Here is a 19,041-nt window from a genome sequence, read left to right as displayed (position 1 = left end):
AGGGACTGAGGGACAAATGCCGTTTTGGTTCAGGGGCAGCAAGTTCCCGGAATGGGCCGCCTGAACTGCACCGGCACAAGCAAAAGGACGACGGCTTGGTAAGCGCTCGGATACGCCTTCATGGTTCTAGCGTGGAGAGGTCGCCTGGATCGTCGCCGAGTTCCTGGGCTTTGAGCAGGCGGCGCAGGATTTTGCCGCTCTTGGTTCGGGGCAACTGATCGATAATTTCAACCTCGGTGGGGAGGTGGATGCTACCAAGCTGTCGGCGCAGGTGGGCTTGTAGCTTGTCGGCCAGGATGGTGCGAACCTCGAGGCTCGCCTCGCGGGTTTTAAGCACCACATACACCTTAATCACCTCGCCTAGCTCGGGGTTGGCAAGCCCGACTGCTGCAACCTCGGCCACCGAGGGGTGCGAAAGCATGGCCCCCTCGATTTCAGCCGTGCCGATGCGCATTTCACCGGCCTTAATCACATCGTCCGAACGGCCCAGGAGGGCTATGTAGCCCTCGCTGTCGCGCACAGCGATATCACCGGTGCTGTAGCAGCCGGGGATGCGGCTCCACTGTTCGACGTAGCGCTCGTCGTTGTTCCAAAAGGTACGCATAAAGTGAGGAAATGGCCGGCGGATGACCAGATGGCCCTTCTGACCCGGGGGAAGTTCGCGCCCCGCTGCGTCCACCACCTGCACCTCGACCCCAGGCAGCGGAAAACCCACCTTGCCGGGCTTGGCGGGCATACAGAGGGGCGTGGAGAGGCAGGGCCCGCCGGTCTCGGTCTGCCACCAGTTATCCACCACGTGGGCCAGGTGTTTGGCGGCCCAGTGCCAGACCTCGGGGGCCAGGTACTCGCCCACGCTGGCCACCAGCCGCAGGTCGGACAGGTGGGCCTTCTGGGCAAACTCGTCGCCGTGTTTGCGCAGGGTGCGCAGCCAGGTGGGGCTGATGATCAGGACGTTGACCCCGCAGTCCTCTAGGGTCTCGTAGAAGCTGTTGGGGTCGGGGTAGTCGAGCCGTTCGGCCCGCAGTACGGTGGTCAGGCCCTCGAGCAAAGGGGCGTACAGGCCGTAGCTGTGCCCCACAATCCAGGAGAGGTCGGCGGTGGCCCAGGAGATTTCGCCTTCCTTCAGGTCAAACAGGGTGCGCAGGTGGTAGGTGATACCCACCATATAGCCCCCGTGCACGTGCACCACGCCCTTGGGCTTGCCGGTGGAGCCCGAGGTGTACAGGATGAACAAGGGGTGTTCGCTGTCCACTGGTAGGGCCCTGGTGGTGGGGCGGTGGGCCTCGAGCAAATCCCAAAACTCCAGCGACCTGCGAGCACCCCCCCGGCTAAACCAAAGCACCGGTACGTCCAGGCCCTGGGTGGCCTCTTCGATCAGGTGTGTGAAGTGAAGGGTGCGCCCGCCCTGGTACATGCGGTCGGCGGCTACCAGCAAACGGGCCCCGGTGTCCTGCAAGCGTTCGCGTAGAGCCTGGCTCCCCAACCCCGCAGGAACCGCCACATGCACCGCCCCAATGCGTGCACAGGCCAGAAAAGTCAGGGCCATCTCGAGGCCGGTGGGCATATAGACCGCCACGCGGTCGCCGGGCCTGATGCCCAGCGACAAGAGTCCCCCGGCCAGGCGGGCGGTCAGGTCGCGCAGTTCGCGGTAGGTCAGTTTGTGAACGTTGCCATCGCCGGCCAGGGCAATCAGGGCCAGCTGGTTGCGGCGGGGGCCCTCGGCGTGTCGATCCAGCGCGTTGTAGGTGATGTTGGTAGTGGCTCCCACAAACCAGCGGTGGTTGGGGGGGCTAATTTCCCGTACCTGCCTCCAGGGGGTGAACCAGTGAAACCGCTCGGCCCAGGCCCCCCAAAAGGCCTCGGGGTGCTCCTGGCTTTTGCGGTACTCCGAAGGGTAATCCTGGAGGTTGGCCTGATCAACTAAAGCCTTGGGGGCCCAGACCGGAGTCTCTTCGCTGGCCGAACCCAGGTAAACCGGCTCGCTGGGTGGAAGAGGCTTGGCTTCGCCCTGGGGTGGTTCCACCCGCGAACGGCTCGAGGCCGCCCGGGCTACCTCCTGCACGGCCTGTACCAGTCGGGTAAAAGCGTAGGGAAACCGCCTCGAGGGCACCACCACCCCCAAAGCGCCCATCACTACCCCATCCGGGCCAAAGATGGGGGCGGCTACCCCGGAGATGCCATCGGCATGTTCCTCGAGTTCTACCGCAAACCCCATCTGGCGCACCTTGGTCAGCTCTTCCTCGAGGGTCAGGGGGTCGGTGATGGTGAGGTGGGTAAAGGCCCGGAGGTTTTGCAGGTGGGGTGCTTGGGCCTCGGCATCTAGAAACGCCAAGACGGCTTTGCCCAGGGCCAGGGCATGAAAACCCTCAAATACCTGCTCTTCCAGCCCGGCCAGCTTGGGCAAACCCTGCCGTCCCCTGGTAGACAGACGCAGCTTGCCTTCGTGGTTGAGCAAGGCCAGATAGGAGCGTTCACGGGTACGCAGGTACAGCTCTTCCAGTGCATCGCTCAGCTTCTCTGGCTCGGCCAGGCGGGTCGGGGCAGGTGCCAGGGCTGTCCTGGATAGCCGGTAGGTGCTACCCTCCCGTTCGGCGAAACCCTCCGAAACCAGGCTGGCCAGCAGGGCATAGGCGGTGGAAAGACTTTTGCCCAGGAAAGCGGCCAGTCTGGCGGCCTCCACCCCTTCTGGGTGTTCGGCCAGGTAAGCCAGAACCCGCAAAGCGGCCTGAACGGTGGTGAGTTTACGGCTTTGGGCCATAGCAATCCGATCGGTGGTGCAATAGATGTTTCTGGCGATATGATGGCGATGTTACAACAGACTGTCAAGTAATGCCTTATTTCGTACATTTGCCAAAGCCGGCTTTTTCTTGACGTTGCCATTCAGGCCGCCTATGCTCACTTGCAAAAGAACCGGTGCTTGTTGAATGCTGGAGAGTCGAATATGGAAAAAATAGAAGCGGTTTTGAAAGAGGAACGCGTTTTTCAGCCCTCTGAAGCCTTCCGGCAGTCGGCCCGGATCCGCGAACTCGAGGCCTACGAGGCCCTCTACCGCGAGAGCCTCGAGCAGCCCGAGCAGTTCTGGAGTCGGGTGGCCTCGGAGCTACACTGGTTCAAACCTTGGGACAAGGTGCTCGAGTGGAACCCCCCCAACGCCAAGTGGTTCATTGGCGGCCAGCTCAACCTCTCCTACAACTGCCTGGATCGGCACCTGGCCACCCGCGGCAACAAGGCCGCCATCATCTTCGAGGGAGAGCCGGGTGACTCACGCACCCTGACCTACCAGCAACTCCACCGCGAGGTAAGTAAGTTCGCCAACGTGCTCAAGGGGCTCGGCGTCAAGAAGGGTGACCGCGTCACCATCTACTTACCCATGATTGCCGAGGCTGCCATTGCCATGCTGGCCTGTGCGCGCATCGGCGCGGTGCACTCGGTGGTGTTTGGCGGCTTTTCGGCTTCGGCGCTGGCCGACCGCATCAACGATGCCCAGGCCAAGGTGCTCATTACCGCCGATGGCGGCTGGCGGCGCGGGAGTGTGGTGCCCCTCAAGGCCAACAGCGACGAGGCCTTAGCGGACGCCAAGACCATCGAGAATGTGGTGGTTGTCAAGCGCTGCGGAAACGAGGTACACATGGAGCCGGGCCGCGACCACTGGTATCACGAGCTCATGGTCAATGCTTCCCCCGACTGCCCGCCCGAGCCCATGGACGCCGAAGACCCACTTTTTATCCTCTACACCTCGGGCTCTACCGGTAAGCCCAAGGGGGTGCTGCACACCACTGGCGGCTACTCGGTCTACACCTACCTGACCGCCCAGTACATATTCGACCTCAAGGACACCGACACCTACTTCTGCACCGCCGACGTGGGCTGGATTACCGGCCACAGCTATGTGGTGTACGGGCTCTTGCAAAACGGGGCCACCACCCTCATGTACGAAGGGGCCCCCAACGCCCCCGACGAGGGTCGCATCTGGAACATCATCGAAAAATACAGCGTGAGCATTCTCTACACCGCTCCCACCGCTATCCGCGCCTTCATGAAGTGGGGCGAGCAGTGGCCCCGCAGGTACAACCTTGACAGCCTGCGCTTGCTGGGCTCGGTGGGGGAACCCATCAACCCCGAAGCCTGGCTGTGGTACTACAAGGTGATTGGCAAGGAGCGCTGCCCCATTGTGGACACCTGGTGGCAGACCGAGACCGGCGGCATTATGATTACCACCCTTCCGGGGGTGCACCCCATGAAGCCCGGCCATGCCGGAAAGCCTTTTTTTGGCGTTCAGCCGGAAATTGTAGACACCTCCGGCCAGCCCGTGAACAACCCCGACGAGGGCGGCCATCTGATTATCCAAAAACCCTGGCCCTCCATGCTGCGCACCGTCTGGGGCGACCCTGAGCGGTTCGAGCGCCAGTACTTTGCCCAGTACCCCGGCAACTATTTCACCGGCGATGGGGCCCGGCGTGATGCGCATGGCTACTACCTGATTCTGGGCCGGGTGGACGACGTGCTCAATGTTTCGGGTCACCGCCTGGGCACCATGGAGGTGGAGAGCGCCCTGGTCTCGCACCCTGCCGTGGCCGAGGCCGCGGTGGTGGGCCGCCCCGATCCCATCAAGGGCGAGGGCATTGTGGCTTTCGTAACCCTCAAAACCGGCCAGACCCCTAGCGCTGAGTTGGCCAGCGAGCTCAAGGCCCACGTGGTCAAGGCCATAGGGGCCATCGCCCGCCCCGACGAGATTCGTCTGACCGATGCCCTGCCCAAAACCCGCTCGGGCAAAATCATGCGCCGCCTGCTGCGACAGGTGGCCTCGGGCGAGGAGATCAAGGGCGACACCAGCACCCTGGAAGACCGGGCGGTGGTGGAGCGGCTTAAAGCAACACCCGCGCAATAGAGTGCTCGTAACACAGGTCTTGTTCCCCCAGGATCAGGAACCCTTAGTTGCAGCCAAGACTATTGCTGCCTAGAAACTTGAAACCCAAGCACCCGTGGGCCGGGTTTGGCCCACCGGTGCTTATCGCGCCCTTCATAGACGTTGCTGCCCGCAAAAACGAGAATGCGTCTGTGCCCAGACTCAATGCAGACCAGTGTGCCACCCCACTTCGCTGCGAAGAAAGCGTATCACCCCAAATCCACCATGAACCCCGTGCCTTCTCTGGGCGGGAGGTGGCAACACCCCGACCACCCTATTTACCAGTGATGGGAACGCAACTCTCTACACCTGGGGTGTCGCCGGATGAGGGGACATAGGAGCGGCTCCCAAAGATAACTGGCCATCAAAGTTGGTGTCACCGCGGTGAGGCAGGTCTCTTTGGCCCTTCTTGTTTTCGCGGGCGGCCAAGTCTTTGAAGAGCAGGGGCGACTTCGCCTTTGCGGATGGTGCGCTTGGCCAGTGTATCTTCGGCGAAAGGATGTTTCTCTAGCTGGGTGGAGATGGCGACTTCCCAGTGCCTACTCATCCTCAGCTGCGGCCACGGTCTCTCTTCGGCCGGCTTTCCACTCGAGCCCCGCCCAGATCAGGCTTTCCAGGTCGCCGTCCAGCACGTTCTCGGGGTCGTGGCGCATCTCGCCGGTGCGGTGGTCCTTGATGTACTGCTTATCCAGCACGTAGCTGCGAATCTGGCTGCCCCACTCAATGGGGCGGGCCTCACCCTTGAGCCGGGCCAGTTCTTCCTGCTTTTTCTTGTACTCAATCTCGAAGAGCTTGGAGCGCAGGATGTTCATGGCCATCTCTTTGTTTTTTTGCTGGCTGCGGGTCACCTGGCACTTCACGATGATGCCGGTGGGTAGGTGTACTATCCGCACCGCCGAGTCGGTGGTGTTCACACCCTGGCCGCCCTTGCCCTGCGAGCGCATTACGTCTATGCGCAGGTCTTCGGGGGCAATCTGTATATCCACCGATTCGTCTACCTCAGGCATGACCTCTACCGCGGCAAAGCTGGTCTGGCGCTTGCCCTGGGCATTGAAGGGGGAGGGCCGCACCAGGCGGTGTACCCCGGCTTCGGGGGACATCAGTCCAAAGGCGTTCTCGCCTCGCACAATGAACTGCGCGTAGTCAATGCCGGCCTCGGCTCCCGGCTCCAGGTCAATGAGCTCCAGGGTAAAGCCGTGGCGCTCGGCGAAGCGGGTGTACATGCGATAGAGCATCTGGGCCCAGTCGCAGGCCTCGGTGCCGCCTGCGCCGGGTTTGATGGTTACAATGGCGGCGTTTTCGGCGTAGGGGAAGGAGAGCAGGGTCTGGTGGTAGAGGTCCTCGAGCTCGCGTCCGGCCCGCTCGAGTTCGGGCTGCATCTGCTCCCGTTCTTCGGCCATAAGCTCCGGCCAGAGCTCCAAAAGCCCCTGCAGGTCGGACTCCAGGCGCTTGAACCCCTCCACCACCCTGCGCAGCCGGGCCGACTCCTGCGAAACCTTGCGGGCGTGGGCCGGGTCGTTCCAGAGGTGGGGATCGTTGATTTGTTGCTCGAGTTCGGCTAGGCGGGCTTCCTTACCAGCGATGTCAAAGATACCCCCGAAGGGCCTCGAGTCGGTGTTGGAGGGTCTGCAAATCCATAGCACCTGAGTCTAGGGTTTCGGAGGGCAGACGTCAAATGCAGCCGGGGGTCTACCCCCGATGGCCTTCAATCGACAGCACAACAATAGCCCGGGGGTGACCCACGGGCGCAATAATCCCCAGGATTTGCGGAGAAACGGGAAAGCTTTGCCCGGCCAGAATCAATCAGTCCGCGGCCAAAGCCAGCTCGGGCACCTGCACCCCTACCTGGGCGCCAAGGCAGCGCAGGCGGTTTTCGATGTCGTCGTATCCACGCTCGATGTACTTCATGCCGGCGATATGGCTCTCGCCCTCGGCGGCCAGGGCCGCGATTATCAGGCCGCCACCGGCACGGATGTCGCGGGCCTCCACGGCGGCACCCGTAAGCTGGCGCCCCTGAATAATCAGGGTGCGGTCTTTGAGGGTGACATCGGCCCCCATGCGGGCCAGCTCGCTGGCGTGGGTAAAGCGGTCGGGGTAGACCCGGTCCGAGACCAGCGAGGTGCCGTGTACGGTAGCCAGGTAGGCTGCGGCAGGGGGTTGCAGGTCGGTGATGAAGCCGGGGTATTCGCGGGCCTCGAGGTTGAAGGGCTGGGGATGTGCGGTGGACTCGAGGCGAATCCAGTCCTTGCCGGTGGTGATGCGGTGGCCCGACTGAATGAGCTTGTCTAGCACCGCATCCATGTGGAAAGGCTCCACATTGGACAGGGTGATGGAGCCTCTGGTGGCCGCCGCTGCAAACAGGTAAGTGCCTGCTTCGATTCGGTCGGGGATCACGCTGTAGCTGACTCCGCGCAGGCTGGGCTTGCCCTTGATGTGCAGGATGCTGCTGCCAATACCCTTGATTTCGGCGCCCATTTTGCTCAGGAAGTTGCACAGGTCTACAATCTCGGGTTCCTGTGGAGTATTGACCAAAACGGCCTCGCCGCCCAGGGCTGCGGCCATCAGGGCTTGCTCGGTGCCCCCCAGGGTCGGCAGGTCGTAGACCACCCGGCCCGAGGCGGGTTTGTGGCGGCGCACGGTATAGGCCACCCCTTGTTCGGTAATCTCGGTGGAGACTTCGAAACCCAGGCCGCGCAGGGCCTTGATGTGCTGGTCTACCGGACGTTCGGCGAAGTTGCAGCCCCCCGGCAGCGGTACGGTGCCTTCCCCGGCCCGGGCGGCCAGCGCCCCCAGTACGTTGAAGCTGGCCCGCATCTTGCTGACAAGCTCGAAGGGTGCCTGCGTGGAGCGGATTTCCGGGGTGTGCAGATGCAGGGTGCGGCCCTCCCAGGCGTGGCGGGTACCCAGGTGGCCCAGGAGCTCGAGTAAAACGTCGATGTCCCGCAGGCGCGGAACCTCGGCGAGGGTCACGGGTTCGGCGGTAAGGATGCTGGCCGCCATGAGCTTGAGCGCAGAATTCTTAGCGGGAAAAATTCTCAGATCCCCGCTGAGGGGAATTCCACCGCGAATAATAAGGGTTCGATCCATAAGAAAGGGCTTCTCCAGCGTGCTACCAAGCTTGGTTGTGTATATTACACATCATGCTCACATTGAGCATAGTAAGTTGGAACCGTATTGTCAAGCACAAATGTAACGTGCTAAAGTTTAGTCATAAACGCATACGAGTATTTATCCGTTACCATACTCGTACTGCCGCAAAGTATATCGGTTATGCCCAAAAAGGAAAAAAAGCGATTGCAGGTGGTCATCAGCGATGATCAGGATGCCCTCCTGACCAAGCTGGCCTACGAGCTTTCCAGCCCCGAGCAGCTGGTCTCCAAGTCGGAGGTGGTGCGCCTGGCCATCGAGAAACTTGCCGACGGGATGGAAGAGGGTCAGCAAAAAGCGCAGCTCAAGGAGCTTCTGAAGCGGCTCGAGGCCCAGGAAGAGTAAGCGCTATGGCTCCTCTAAAGCTGTTTGGGCCTGACCTCAGTGAGACACCCCACAGCAAGAGCCGGTCGGGTGTGGTGGTACACCTGGGCGCACAAGGCACATGCTGAGCGGGGCTGCATATGAATGGAAAGGGTTTTATACCGGATTCAAAAAGACAGTTTACAAAACCAAAAACACTAGAGGCTGTCTTTTTGAATCCTAGAGCACACCCCTCCCTTGAGTACCGGCGCTAGCCGGGGGCCGATGGCCCTTCACTGTCGGTCGGCGAAGAAAGCGTCTCCCTTCCAAGGGGCGGTATCGCCCTCCGCTACGCGGATAACTTCGGTCGGGTTAGTTCGTCACCAAAGGGTGACAAACTAACCGAATCTGGTATTATAGCCCGGCCTTCCCTGGTCGTACCACACCGCCCTTGAGCCGTCCCCAGCCCAGGCCAAAAGAACCCACCGGCGTTTGCAGCGTAACCAGATACCAGCCTTCCGGCCCTTCGACTAAGACGGGCTGCCCCAGGGCAAAGGCCAGCGCCCGGGGGTCGTCGGATTGCAGCGGCAGGGTATTGCTGACCTGGCTGGGGTGGAGGTAGTGGGCCAGGGGCTTTCCTGGCAGGAATCGCCCTGCGTCCTTGCGTTTTCCCACCCGGGCTTCCCCCAGATAGAGCCCTGGCGCTGGGGCTTTGATGCCCGCCAGGCTGGGCAGCTCTGGTGGCAGCAGGTAAAGGTGTCCGGCGCGCTCGAGGATTTCCCCCCTGAGGTCCCCTTTCAGGTGCTCCTCGCGCCAGGACTCCCACAGCGCCCGCACCTCACGGGATAGCGGCGGGGCTTGCTCCTGGGCCGGGTGGTTTTCTTCGCCCTCGGTCTTGCGAAGTTTGGCTAAAAAGTGTCCTTCCCCCCGCAGCTGGTGCGGCCACAGCCGCGCGGTTCGGGCCAGGGCCGGGTTACCATCGCCCCAAACCGGAACCCCCGGTGCGAAGGAGGGGTGGATTTGGGCGTCCTCGAGTTCCCAGCCAGGATTCCGCAGGAACTGGGCAATTATCTGCTCATTTTCCTCGGGAGCGAAGGTACAGGTGGAGTAAACCAGCAAACCCCCCGGGCGCACGAGTTCGCCTGCCGCCGCAATCAGGCTTTGTTGCACCCGTGCTGCCCGCGCCGGGGCCCCCGGCCCCCAGTGACGCACCACCTCGGGGTCCTTGCGGAACATCCCCTCGCCCGAGCAGGGTGCATCCAGCACCACCTTGTCGAAGTAGGCCCCCCAGGCCCAGGCCAGCTTTTCCACCGGCGCCGAGACCACCGCTACGTGGGCCCCCCAGCGCTCGACGTTTTCCAGCAGCCCGCGCATCCGGCCGAGATCCACTTCGTTGGAAACCAGGAGCCCTTGGCCCTGCATTCGGGCCGCCAGATGGGTGGTTTTGCCCCCCGGCGCGGCGGCCAGATCCAACACCCGCTCCCCCGGCCTGGGATCGGCCAGCACCCCGACCGCATGGGCCGAAGGCTCCTGGATGTAGTAAAGCCCGGCGTAGTAGTAAGGGTGGGGCCCCGGGCGAGCCTCGGCGGGGTAGTAGAAGCCCTCAGGCGACCAGGGAATGGGCTCCAGATTCCAGGGGCTTATCTGTAAAAGCTGCTCAGGGCTTAGCTTGAGGGTGTTGACCCGCAGGCCATAGCTGCGGTCGGCCCCGGTGAGGGCCTGCAAAAAATGGGGGAATTCCTCGCCCAACAGCTCGGACATTCGGGTCAGGAAGGCTTTAGGCAGCACAGCGCTTACAATGCTAACCGATGTCCATCGTGGCCATTGGAACCGACATTGTAGAGCTCGAGCGCCTGCGCCGGGTCTGGGCGCGTCATGCTGAGCGTTTTTTGCAGCGCCACTTTGTTCCCTCCGAAATCGCCTACTGCCTGGCCAGGGCCGATCCGATCCCTTCGTTGGCGGTTCGCTTTGCGGCCAAGGAAGCCTTTCAGAAGTGCTGGCCGGAATCCTTTGGCTGGCTCGAGGTCTGGGTGGAGATGCAAGGGCCTAAACCAGGCCTGGGTTTTGCTCCAGAGCTACGCGCCAGGCTGGAAGAAGGTCGCTTGAGGGCCCATCTTTCGCTTTCGCACGAGAAGCACTACGCCCTGGCCATGGTGGTGCTGGAAAGGGTGGAAGCTTGAAAACCGTTGTGATTACCGGCGCCTCCAGCGGCATTGGAGAGGCCTGTGCTTTGTGGCTGCAGGATCGGGGCTACCGGGTTTTTGCTGGGGTGCGCAAAAACACCGATGCCGAGGCGCTCAAACAAAAGTCAAAAGGCCACCTCAGGCCGGTTCTGCTGGATGTGATGGACGAAACCTCTATTCGCGAAGCGGCTCAGTTTGTCTTTAGCCAGGTGTCCCAACTCGATGGTCTGGTGAACAACGCTGGGATTGCCGTGGCGGGGCCGCTCGAGTTCTTGCCCTTGCAGGAGCTCAGGCGGGTGCTGGAGGTCAACGTGGTGGGGCAGGTGGCCGTCACCCAGGCTTTTTTGCCCCTGCTGCGAAAAGCCAGGGGGCGGGTGGTGCTGATGAGCTCCATCAGCGGGCGGGTGGCTGCACCCCTGATGGGGCCCTATGCCGCCTCTAAATTTGCCCTCGAGGCCATCGGCGATGCCCTCAGACGGGAGCTGGGGCCGTGGGGAATAGAGGTCTCGATTATCGAGCCGGGCAACATCCAAACCCCCATCTGGGGCAAGGGGGTGGCCTGGGGCGAGGCGCTCAAACAACAACTGCCCCCGGAAGCCATCCGATTGTACGGCCGCGCCATTGACGGCATCCTGAACTACATCCGGGCGCAAGATGGCAGCGGTTTACACCCCAACGAGGTAGCCCGGGTGGTGGCGCAGGCCCTCGCTGCGGCCCGTCCCAGAACCCGCTATGTGGTGGGGCGCGATGCCAGAGCAGGGGCCCTTCTGGCACGTGTGTTGCCCGACCGCTGGGTAGACCGCTTTATCGCCGGGCGCCGTTTTGGGCAGCGGTAAACCTCAAGGCGCGCTCAGCGCTTGATCCAGGAAGACCTCGGTTCGTTTGGCAACCTCATCCCAGCCGGCCTCAGGGGCGATGGTGGCGGGGGTATCGCCACGCTGGGGGCCGTACGAACCAAACCCTGCGTGGTTGAGGCCGGGGATGGTTTCTCGAAGGGTGCCCTGCGGGAACTTACCCTGAGCGGCCTGGAGCTGTTCTTGCCGAATCACCCCGTCTTTTTCACCGAAGAGGGCCAGGGTGGGAATGCGCTTTCCCGAGAGGTTGTTTTGCGGGTAGGCCGCCCACATCACCAGGGCTTTTACACTGGGGTTGCTGTCGGCAAAGTTGGAGGCTACCACCCCGCCCAGGCTATGCCCCCCCACCGCCCAGGGCAGGTCGGGCGCCTCGGCGATGGCCTGGCGGGCCTTGCCTTGCTCGGTGACGGCCAGGTTAAAGCGCACCTGGAGCAGCGCTACCCGGTATCCCCCCTGGGCAATTCGACGCATCACGGGGGCATAGGCCTGGGGTTCGACCAGACCCCCCGGATAAAAGGCCAGCCCGCCCTTGACCGGCCCTTGTGGCAGGAAGACCCAGCCGTAGGGGGCGGCGCGTACCTGCACCTGGGCATCGGTTTGTAGGGCTGCTTGAGCAGCCTGGTTTGCCGGATAAGGTTTGAGGGCCTGCCGGGTGTACCAGACCATGGCCCCGGCAAAAAGCAGCAAACCTCCAAAGAAAACCAGCCAGAAAACGCGGTATTTGCTCATAAATGCGTAGCGAACAGGGGACAGGGCGTAGGGGTCAGCGCGGGTGTGCTGCCTGGAGGTGTTTTAGTCCCCCACCGCTGGTGCGGCACCCAGTAAGCTGGTACGCTCCTGGCGCAGCTTCTCGTAGCGTTTTCGCTCGAACAGGTAGAACGCAGCCGGCACCACAAACAGCGTCAGCAGCATCGAAACCGAGACCCCGCCCAGGATGATGATGCCCAGGGGCTTGCGGAACTCCGAGCCCTCACCAGCCGCGGCGATGAGGGGTATGGAGATCATCAGCACTGTCAGGGTAGTCATCAGGATGGGGCGCAGGCGCAGCCGGGCCGCCTCCACCAAGGCATCGTAGAGGGGTTTTTCGCGGGCCTCGCGCACCGCAAAGTCCAGCAGCAGAATGGCGTTTTTGGTGACCAGGCCAATCAGAATGACCACCCCCAGCACCGAAACCACGTCCAGGCCGCTTCGGAAGAAGTAGAGGAACCAGAAGGCCCCCACTAGCGCGAGCGGTACGGGCAGGAGCAGGTAAAGCGGGTAGCGGAAGGTGTTGAACTGGCTCGAGATCACCAGAAAGTTGAGCAGGAGGGCCAGCCCAAAGGCAATGGGGGCGCTCCGGGCCAGGTCACCCACGAAGGCGGTGGAGCCCTGGGTCTCAAGGCGCACCCCATCGGTAAAGACCCCAGCTTTTTCCAGCTCCTGGCGCACCAGGTTGGAAAGCTGGAAGGTGCCGACCTCGGTGCCGGGCGCACGGTTGGCGTTGATGCCGGTGGAGAAGGCCTGGTTCGTGCGCGAAAGCTGGGCGGGGGTCTGGCGGTTTTCGAACTGTCCCAGGCTGCCTAGGGGCAAGCTGCTCCGTAGAGCAGGCGCGGCCACCGGGAGCGAAAGCAGGCTGGACTGGTCGGGCACAAAGCGAGGGTCGGCCTTGACCACGATGGGGATATCGTCGCCGCCGGAGCGCAGGTTGCCGGCCTCGGTGCCGGCGTTGTAAATGCGCAGGGTCTGGGCGAGGTCGTTGGGGGTCAGGCCGGTGCCCTGGAGCTTGTTGGGGTTGGGCACTAGTACCCGCTCGCTGGCGGTCTCCTCGAGGCTGCTGCGCACATCAATGAGGTAGGGGAGCTGCCGCATGACCTGGAGAGCCTGGCGATTCTTTTCGGCTAGCAGCGCGGGGCTGGGGGCTGTCAGGGTGTACTGCAGGTCGGCGGCGCCGCCCGGTCCCCCTTCCGGCACGGTCACCCGCAGGTCGGCCTCGGGCCGGTCATCGAGCAGTTTTTGCAGGGCCTCGCGGTAGATGGGCAGCAGGTCGTAGACGTTTTGACGCTTATCTTTATTGACCAGCTCAACTACCAGGCGGGCCCGTTCGGGGTTGCCCGCGCCCAGGATGTTTTGTGAGCTGCCCACGGTGTTGAGCACCGCCCGAACCTCGGGCCGGGTCGCCAGCCAGCCCTCGAGCCGCCGGGCGAGGGCATCGGTCTCGGTGAGGGCGGTGCCTTTGGGCAGTACCAGATCCACGTTCATCTGGCCGTTATCGTTTTTGGCGGTGAAGTTGAAAGGAATTTTGGGGCCTACATAGCCAATGCTCAGGAAGAAGCCCAGGCCCAGCAAGAGCACCAGACCGCTTCGCTTCAGGGCTGCGGCCAGGGTGCGGGCATACAACTCGCGCAGCCCCAGGAATACCCGCTCCGAAACCCCGTGCAGGCTGCCGGTAATGGCCCCAGCCAGTCCAAAAATCACCGAGAACAACCAGCGCAAGGGGGCCAGGAGCAGGGTGACGGGCGTGATCAGAATATTGAACAGGCGGCGCTCCCAGCTCAGGCCTGGCTGCCGGTAGACATGCAACCGCAGCCCCCAGCGCAGGTCCTGGCCCAGACCCAGGAAGCGGGCCCCCAGTTGCCGCCAGGTTGGGGGCTCGGGGTCGGGGAAATACGCCAGGCGCACGGTCAGGAAGAACAGGGCCTCGAGCCAGCTCACCGCAATGGCCGCGGCCAGCACGATGCCAAACTGCCGGAAGAACTCGCCGATAATGCCCGGCAGGAAGCTAATCGGCAAGAACACCGCCAGCAGCGAGAGGGTGGCCGCCGAAACCGCCGAGAGCACCTCGGTGGCCCCTTTTAGAACCGCTTGCAGGTTGTCGTAACCCATCTTGCGGTAACGCTCGATGTTTTCGGCCAGCACAATGGAGTCGTCTACCACGATGCCGACCGCCACGATGATAGCCAGCAGGCTGATGATGTTGAAGGTAAAGCCCAGCAAGCCAAACACGATCAAAGCGCCCGACATGGTGATGGGAATGGCCAGCACCACGCTGAACACCGAGTTCAGCTTGCCCAGAAAGATCAGGGTGATGAAGGAGACGATGGCTGCAACCAGCAGCACCTCGCGGAAGGTATCGTTGACGGTGTTCTCGATGAAAGTGGTGGTGTCGCCCACGATGCGGGCCTGGTAGCCCTGGGGCAGGCGGGCTTCCTGCAGGGTGCGCTTGATGCCCTGAGCTACCGCTACGGCATTGGAGTCGGGGGTTTTACGGATGGCCAGGGGAATTACCGGCTGGCCGTTGAGCCGGGTCAAGCGGGTGGGCTCGGCCTGGGTGTCGCGCACCACGCCCAGATCGCGCACCTGAAGGCCGCGGGCTGGGTCTACCAGAATGCGCCCCACCTCTTCCGGGGTGGCGGGGGTGTTGCGCATGGTGAACAGGAGGCGCTGCCCCTGGTCGCTCTGGGTGCCCGCGGGCACGGCCAGGGACGAGGCCTGGATGGCCCCCACCACCTGGGCAGGGGAAAGGTTGTAACTGGCTACCTTGTATGGATCCAGCAGCACCTGCACCTGGCGGTCGGGGGCGCCTTGCACCTGCACATCGGCCACCCCCGAAACAAGCTGTAAACGGGGCTTGAGCACGTCGTTGGCGTACTTGGCCACCTCGCGCAGGTCACGCCCCTCGGCGGACAGCGCGATGAACAGGATGGGCGCGGCCGCGGGGTCGAAGCGCTGCACCACCGGAGCCTGGGCATCGCGCGGCAACTGGCCCCGCACTGCCGCCACCCGCTGGGAGACGTCGGTGGCCACGCGGTTGATGTCCTGGCCAAACTCGAACGAAACGATCACCTGGGAGAAGCCCTCCCCCGAGAGCGAAGCGATCTGGTCGAGGCCGGAAAGGGTCGAGACCGCATCCTCGATGGGCCGGCTTATCTGCTGCTCGACCTCCTCGGGCCCGGCCCCGGGGTAGGCCGTCGTGACTGCCACCACCGGAATTTCGAAGCGGGGCAGCAGGTCTACCCCCACCCGGCTGCCCGAGATGAGGCCAAAGAGCACCATGGCCAGAAATACCGCGGTGGAGAACACGAAGCGCTTGACAAAGAACGCAATGACCGGGTTCTCCGGTTTATCGCCGGTTTCGGGCTGTGGGTTTTTACGTTCTTTCTGGCTCATGCCAGCACCCCCTGCTGCTGTGCTAATACCAACCCAACCTGAAGGGTTATTTTTGAGCGGCGTTTCATGTGCCCCACATCCGGCGACACCCCCGCTCCAGTCAATGGCGTCGCTGTAATGAAGCGTAATGGCGCCGGTGGGGTGTCGTCACCTTCTCCCGCAAGGGGAGAAGGCAAAGGGTTCATATAGATTTGGGCCTGGCGAACCCTCACTGTACCACCTCCACCGCGTCGCCGTCGGAGAGGCTCGAGGGCACCGGAAAAACCACCGGCCCGTTGACCCCTTCAACCGCCACCCGGGTTCCGGTATCGCCCAGCACCCGCACCGGGGTGCGCACGGCCTTGTTATCTTGCACCACGAAAACATAGGTGTTGCGGCCTTCGGTGCGCAGGGCCCCGGCCGGCAGCAGGCTGCCCTGCGCCAGGGAGAGGCTGTAGCGTACCTGTACACTGGCCCCGGGGGGCAGGCTGCCTTCTACCTGGGCCGTCAGCTCGACGAGGCGATCGGTGCCGGGCACTTTGCTGCTTTTGCGAAGGGTGGCGGGGTAGTTATTACCGCCATAAAGCACCTCTACCCTGGTTCCCAGAGGTAAGGTGGCGGCCTCCTCGGGGGGTAGGCGGAAGGTGGCCTCGAGCTGGCTGGTATCGGCCAGCCGGAAGGCCCGCTGCCCCGCCGAAACGAACTCGCCGGGGTTCACGAATATTTCTACCACCACCCCTGCAAAGGGAGCCCGCACCTCGGTATCGGCCACGGCCCGCCGCGCCTGGGCCAGCTGGTTCTGGGCTTGCTGCACCTGGAGGCGGAGCAAGGCCAGGTCTTCGCTGGAGGCCCTTTGGGTGCGGGCCAGGTTTTCACGGGCGTTGTCGAAGGCAGCCCGGGCCTGGTTGTAGGCGGCCTCGAGGCCGGTAAGCTCAACTTGCGAAATGGCCCCGGCCTTGAAAAGCTGCTGCCCTTCCACATAGCGCCGCTCGGCTACCTGGAGGTTGGCCTGGGCCGACTCCAGGCTGGCTTGCAACGGCGCCAGGGAGCCGGAGGTGGAGCGCTGGGCGCGCTCGAGGTTCACCTGGGCTTGCTGCAAGGCCAGCTCGGCGTTGCGCAAGGCTGTCTGGGCGTTGGCCGGGTCGAGCCGCAAGACCACCTGGCCCTGGGCCACCCGGCTACCCTCGGCTACCCGCACCTCCAGCACCTTGCCCGAGGCTGTTGCCCCGACCTGGCTTTCTCGTACCGGCGACAGGGTAGCCCCGGTGGTGCGCATGGTACTGAGCGTCCCCCGCTCGGCTTGCACCACCCGCACCTTAATGCTTCGAGACACCGGCGTTTCTGGGGCAGGGCTTTCTGAAGAAGCGGCGCGGCGCGGCCCGCACCCGGCCAGCAAGAACACCACCAGCCCCAGCCAGAGCCAAACCCTGTAGGACGACTTTTCCATTAGCGCCCTCCCGCCAGCAGGCTGTAGTAGGCCCGCCAGTAGTTGCCCAAGGCTTGCTGGGCGGCCAGCTCGGCCTGGATGAAGGAAAGCTCGGTCTGCAGGTAGGCCACCTGGCTAATCAGCCCGGCGTCCAGGCGCTTTTTATCGTTGGCCAGGGCTTCGCGGGCGTTGGCCAGGGCGGCCTGTTGCACGGCCAGGGCCCGAGCGGCGGCCTGCAGGTTCTGGTACAGCGAGTCGTATTGCAGCCCCAGCCCCCGCTCGATTTCCCGAGCGCCCGCACTGGCCTGCTCGGCCCGCGACTTTGCGGCTGCTATCTCGGCCTGGGCCGCGTAGCTGGGGTCGAGCAGTTCCACCTGGAGGTTGGCCAGCTCGGTTCGCTGGCGGGCCTGGATGACGTCGGGGTTTTTAGCCAGCAGCCCTTGCACGGAGGTGGCTTCCGGCAGGGCAGGGGGATTGGGCAACGGCGCTACCGTGGAGAACGCACCCACCAGGCTTCGCAGCGAGGCCTGGGCCAGGGCCAGCCCGTTCTCGGCCCGGGTGAGGTTGCTGCGGGCGTCGTCCAGGCGGTTCTGGGCGTTGCGCACGTCCAGGGCGGTGCCGGAGCCGTTGCGCTGGCGAATCTGGGCAATTTCCAGGCCGCGGGTGGCTACCTCGAGGGCCTTCTGGGCCAGGCGCACTTGCAACTGGGCCTCGAGTACCTGCGCATACGCCCCAACAATGCTGCTCTGGGCCTGAACCAGTGCCCGCTCGTAGCTGGCCTGGGCCAGTGCGGCCCGCTGCTCGGCCTGTACCTTGCTGGGGCGGGTTAGAAGTGGGTCAGAGAGCACCCTTTGCAGGTTGGCGCTGGCATCGTCTAGTTCGGCCTTGGCCGCTGCTACCGGGGCTTGCTCGGCGGCCCTGGCCAGCGCGGCCTCGAGGGTCAGGTTCTGGGCCTGAGACAGGGTGAAGGGGGTTAGAAACACAGCAACCAGGGAAATCAAACGGGTGGCAAGAGCCATTTTCATCGGTTCACCTCGCTGAGGGGCAGGGCATAAAAACGGTACAGATCCAAAATTCGTTGGGTGCGACTGAGTTCGGCCTGTTCAACGCCAAGGCGGGCCTGGGCCAGGGCTAGCTCGGCCTGGAGGGAAGCCAGGGGGCTCGAGAGCCCCAGCCGCTCGCGTTCGCGGGCTTCAGCCAGGCTGCGTTCAGCGTCGGCGCGGGCTTGCAGGGCATTGGCCAGGCCTTGCTCGGCGGTTTGCAAGGAGGAGCGGAGCAAATCCTCCTGGAGCTTGCTGTTGCGGCGTGCGGCCTCGAGGGCCTGTCGGGCCGCATCCACCTGCTTCTGGGCTGCCTCGAGGGCGTCCAGCACCCCAAAAGCAATGTTGGCCGAAAGCCCGATTTGCAGGGTGCCCACAATGCGATCCTGTGGGGCGCTGCGGCCCTGGGACTGGTTGGTGTAGCTCAGGCTGGGCTGCAGGGTACGGGAGTTGATGGACAGCGTGAGCGAGTCGTTGTCGGAGGTGTTGCGCGTGTAACTGCCCTGTACTACCGGCAGCACCCCGCGCACGGCCCGGTCGAAGCCAATCTGGGCGTTGGCTACCTGCAGTTCGGCTTGCCGCACCTGGGGCGGAACACCCTCGGCTGGCACCGCCAGGCGGGGGGGTGTGGCACTGCTTTGCCCGATGAGGTCGGCCAGGCTTTGCTTTGCCAGGGCCAGGTTGCGCTCGGCATCGGCTTGCTGCAGGGCGGCTTGCCGCAGGTTGGCCTCGGCCTGGCGTACCTCGCTTGGGCTGGCGGCTCCCCGGCTTTCGCGCAGCCGGGTGGCCTCCAGGTTGGCCTGGGCCAGCCGCACCCCAAGGCGGGCTACCTCGAGGCCCGATTCGGCCAGGCGCACCCGCAGGGCGCTCTCGACAGCCTGGGCCTCGAGCTGGGTACGGGCCTGCCGCAAGCCCAGCGCAGCCTGCTCGACCCCCAAAGCAGCCTGATTGGCCGCATCCGATACATCGCCAAAGGGAAACGGGGTAAAGGTCAGGCCCAGGGTTATTTGCCGCCCATCGGTGGGCAGGGCGATGCACTGGGGGTTGAGGGGGTTGG

13 protein-coding genes are annotated in these 19,041 nt (G+C 63.7%); 4 read left to right on the top strand and 9 right to left on the bottom strand.

Features of this window, described 5'->3' with window-relative positions:
• Positions 1 to 118: 118 nt before the first annotated feature.
• Positions 119 to 2,758: an AMP-binding protein gene (locus Mhypo_RS03860; protein WP_119339990.1), complete on the bottom strand. Its 2,640-nt coding sequence runs from the start codon at positions 2,756 to 2,758 to the stop codon at positions 119 to 121.
• A gap of 183 nt (positions 2,759 to 2,941) precedes the next feature.
• On the opposite strand from Mhypo_RS03860, the gene acs reads away from it, so the two are divergent.
• Complete coding sequence (acs, locus tag Mhypo_RS03855; RefSeq protein ID WP_119339989.1) at positions 2,942 to 4,888, top strand: acetate--CoA ligase; 1,947 nt, start codon at positions 2,942 to 2,944, stop codon at positions 4,886 to 4,888.
• Between the two features lie 557 nt (positions 4,889 to 5,445).
• Here the strand turns inward: acs and prfB are convergent.
• Positions 5,446 to 6,544 (bottom strand): peptide chain release factor 2 gene (prfB, locus tag Mhypo_RS03850; protein WP_119339988.1). Its coding sequence is split into 2 segments (ribosomal slippage): positions 5,446 to 6,492 and positions 6,494 to 6,544, totalling 1,098 coding nucleotides; the frame shifts between segments, so codons are not numbered across the junction.
• A gap of 165 nt (positions 6,545 to 6,709) precedes the next feature.
• A complete protein-coding gene (murA, locus tag Mhypo_RS03845) occupies positions 6,710 to 7,993 on the bottom strand; it encodes a UDP-N-acetylglucosamine 1-carboxyvinyltransferase (protein WP_119339987.1) in 1,284 nt (427 codons plus the stop codon).
• Positions 7,994 to 8,176: 183 nt separating this feature from the next.
• On the opposite strand from murA, the gene Mhypo_RS03840 reads away from it, so the two are divergent.
• Positions 8,177 to 8,398 carry a transcriptional regulator gene (locus tag Mhypo_RS03840; RefSeq protein WP_119339986.1) on the top strand — a complete coding sequence of 74 codons (222 nt, stop codon included), beginning with the start codon at positions 8,177 to 8,179 and terminating at the stop codon, positions 8,396 to 8,398.
• Between the two features lie 372 nt (positions 8,399 to 8,770).
• On the opposite strand, the gene rsmF is transcribed toward Mhypo_RS03840, so the two are convergent.
• The gene (gene rsmF / locus Mhypo_RS03835) at positions 8,771 to 10,144 is read right to left on the bottom strand and encodes a 16S rRNA (cytosine(1407)-C(5))-methyltransferase RsmF (protein ID WP_119339985.1); all 1,374 of its coding nucleotides are present in this window, start codon (positions 10,142 to 10,144) and stop codon (positions 8,771 to 8,773) included.
• 20 nt (positions 10,145 to 10,164) lie between these two features.
• On the opposite strand from rsmF, the gene acpS reads away from it, so the two are divergent.
• Together acpS and Mhypo_RS03825 are read left to right on the top strand one after the other, a co-directional pair.
• Entirely contained in the window at positions 10,165 to 10,536 is a 372-nt protein-coding gene (acpS, locus tag Mhypo_RS03830) for a holo-ACP synthase (RefSeq protein ID WP_119339984.1), read from the top strand.
• Positions 10,533 to 11,375 (top strand): SDR family oxidoreductase, encoded by an 843-nt coding sequence (locus tag Mhypo_RS03825; protein ID WP_119339983.1) that lies wholly within the window; start codon positions 10,533 to 10,535, stop codon positions 11,373 to 11,375. Before acpS ends, Mhypo_RS03825 begins: the two co-directional genes overlap by 4 nt.
• A 3-nt stretch (positions 11,376 to 11,378) precedes the next feature.
• Here the strand turns inward: Mhypo_RS03825 and Mhypo_RS03820 are convergent, their stop codons facing one another.
• The 5 genes from Mhypo_RS03820 to Mhypo_RS03800 form a co-directional block, all read right to left on the bottom strand.
• Positions 11,379 to 12,122, bottom strand: coding sequence for an alpha/beta hydrolase (locus Mhypo_RS03820; RefSeq protein ID WP_119339982.1), 744 nt, complete (start codon positions 12,120 to 12,122; stop codon positions 11,379 to 11,381).
• A 63-nt stretch (positions 12,123 to 12,185) separates the two neighbouring features.
• A complete protein-coding gene (locus Mhypo_RS03815; RefSeq protein WP_119339981.1) occupies positions 12,186 to 15,539 on the bottom strand; it encodes an efflux RND transporter permease subunit in 3,354 nt (1,117 codons plus the stop codon).
• 208 nt (positions 15,540 to 15,747) lie between these two features.
• Positions 15,748 to 16,965 (bottom strand): efflux RND transporter periplasmic adaptor subunit, encoded by a 1,218-nt coding sequence (locus Mhypo_RS03810; RefSeq protein WP_119339980.1) that lies wholly within the window; start codon positions 16,963 to 16,965, stop codon positions 15,748 to 15,750.
• On the bottom strand, positions 16,965 to 17,969 hold the full coding sequence (locus tag Mhypo_RS03805; RefSeq protein ID WP_119339979.1) for a TolC family protein: 1,005 nt from the start codon (positions 17,967 to 17,969) through the stop codon (positions 16,965 to 16,967). Before Mhypo_RS03805 ends, Mhypo_RS03810 begins: the two co-directional genes overlap by 1 nt.
• The coding region (locus Mhypo_RS03800; protein WP_147371338.1) for a TolC family protein at positions 17,966 to 19,041 on the bottom strand (1,076 nt) is incomplete at its 5' end. The genes Mhypo_RS03805 and Mhypo_RS03800, both read right to left, overlap by 4 nt.

It is taken from the genome of Meiothermus hypogaeus (assembly GCF_003574035.1).
GTDB lineage: Bacteria > Deinococcota > Deinococci > Deinococcales > Thermaceae > Meiothermus > Meiothermus hypogaeus.
The sequence above is the reverse complement of the archived record's forward strand: the minus strand, read 5'-3'. Positions and strand labels throughout refer to the sequence as shown.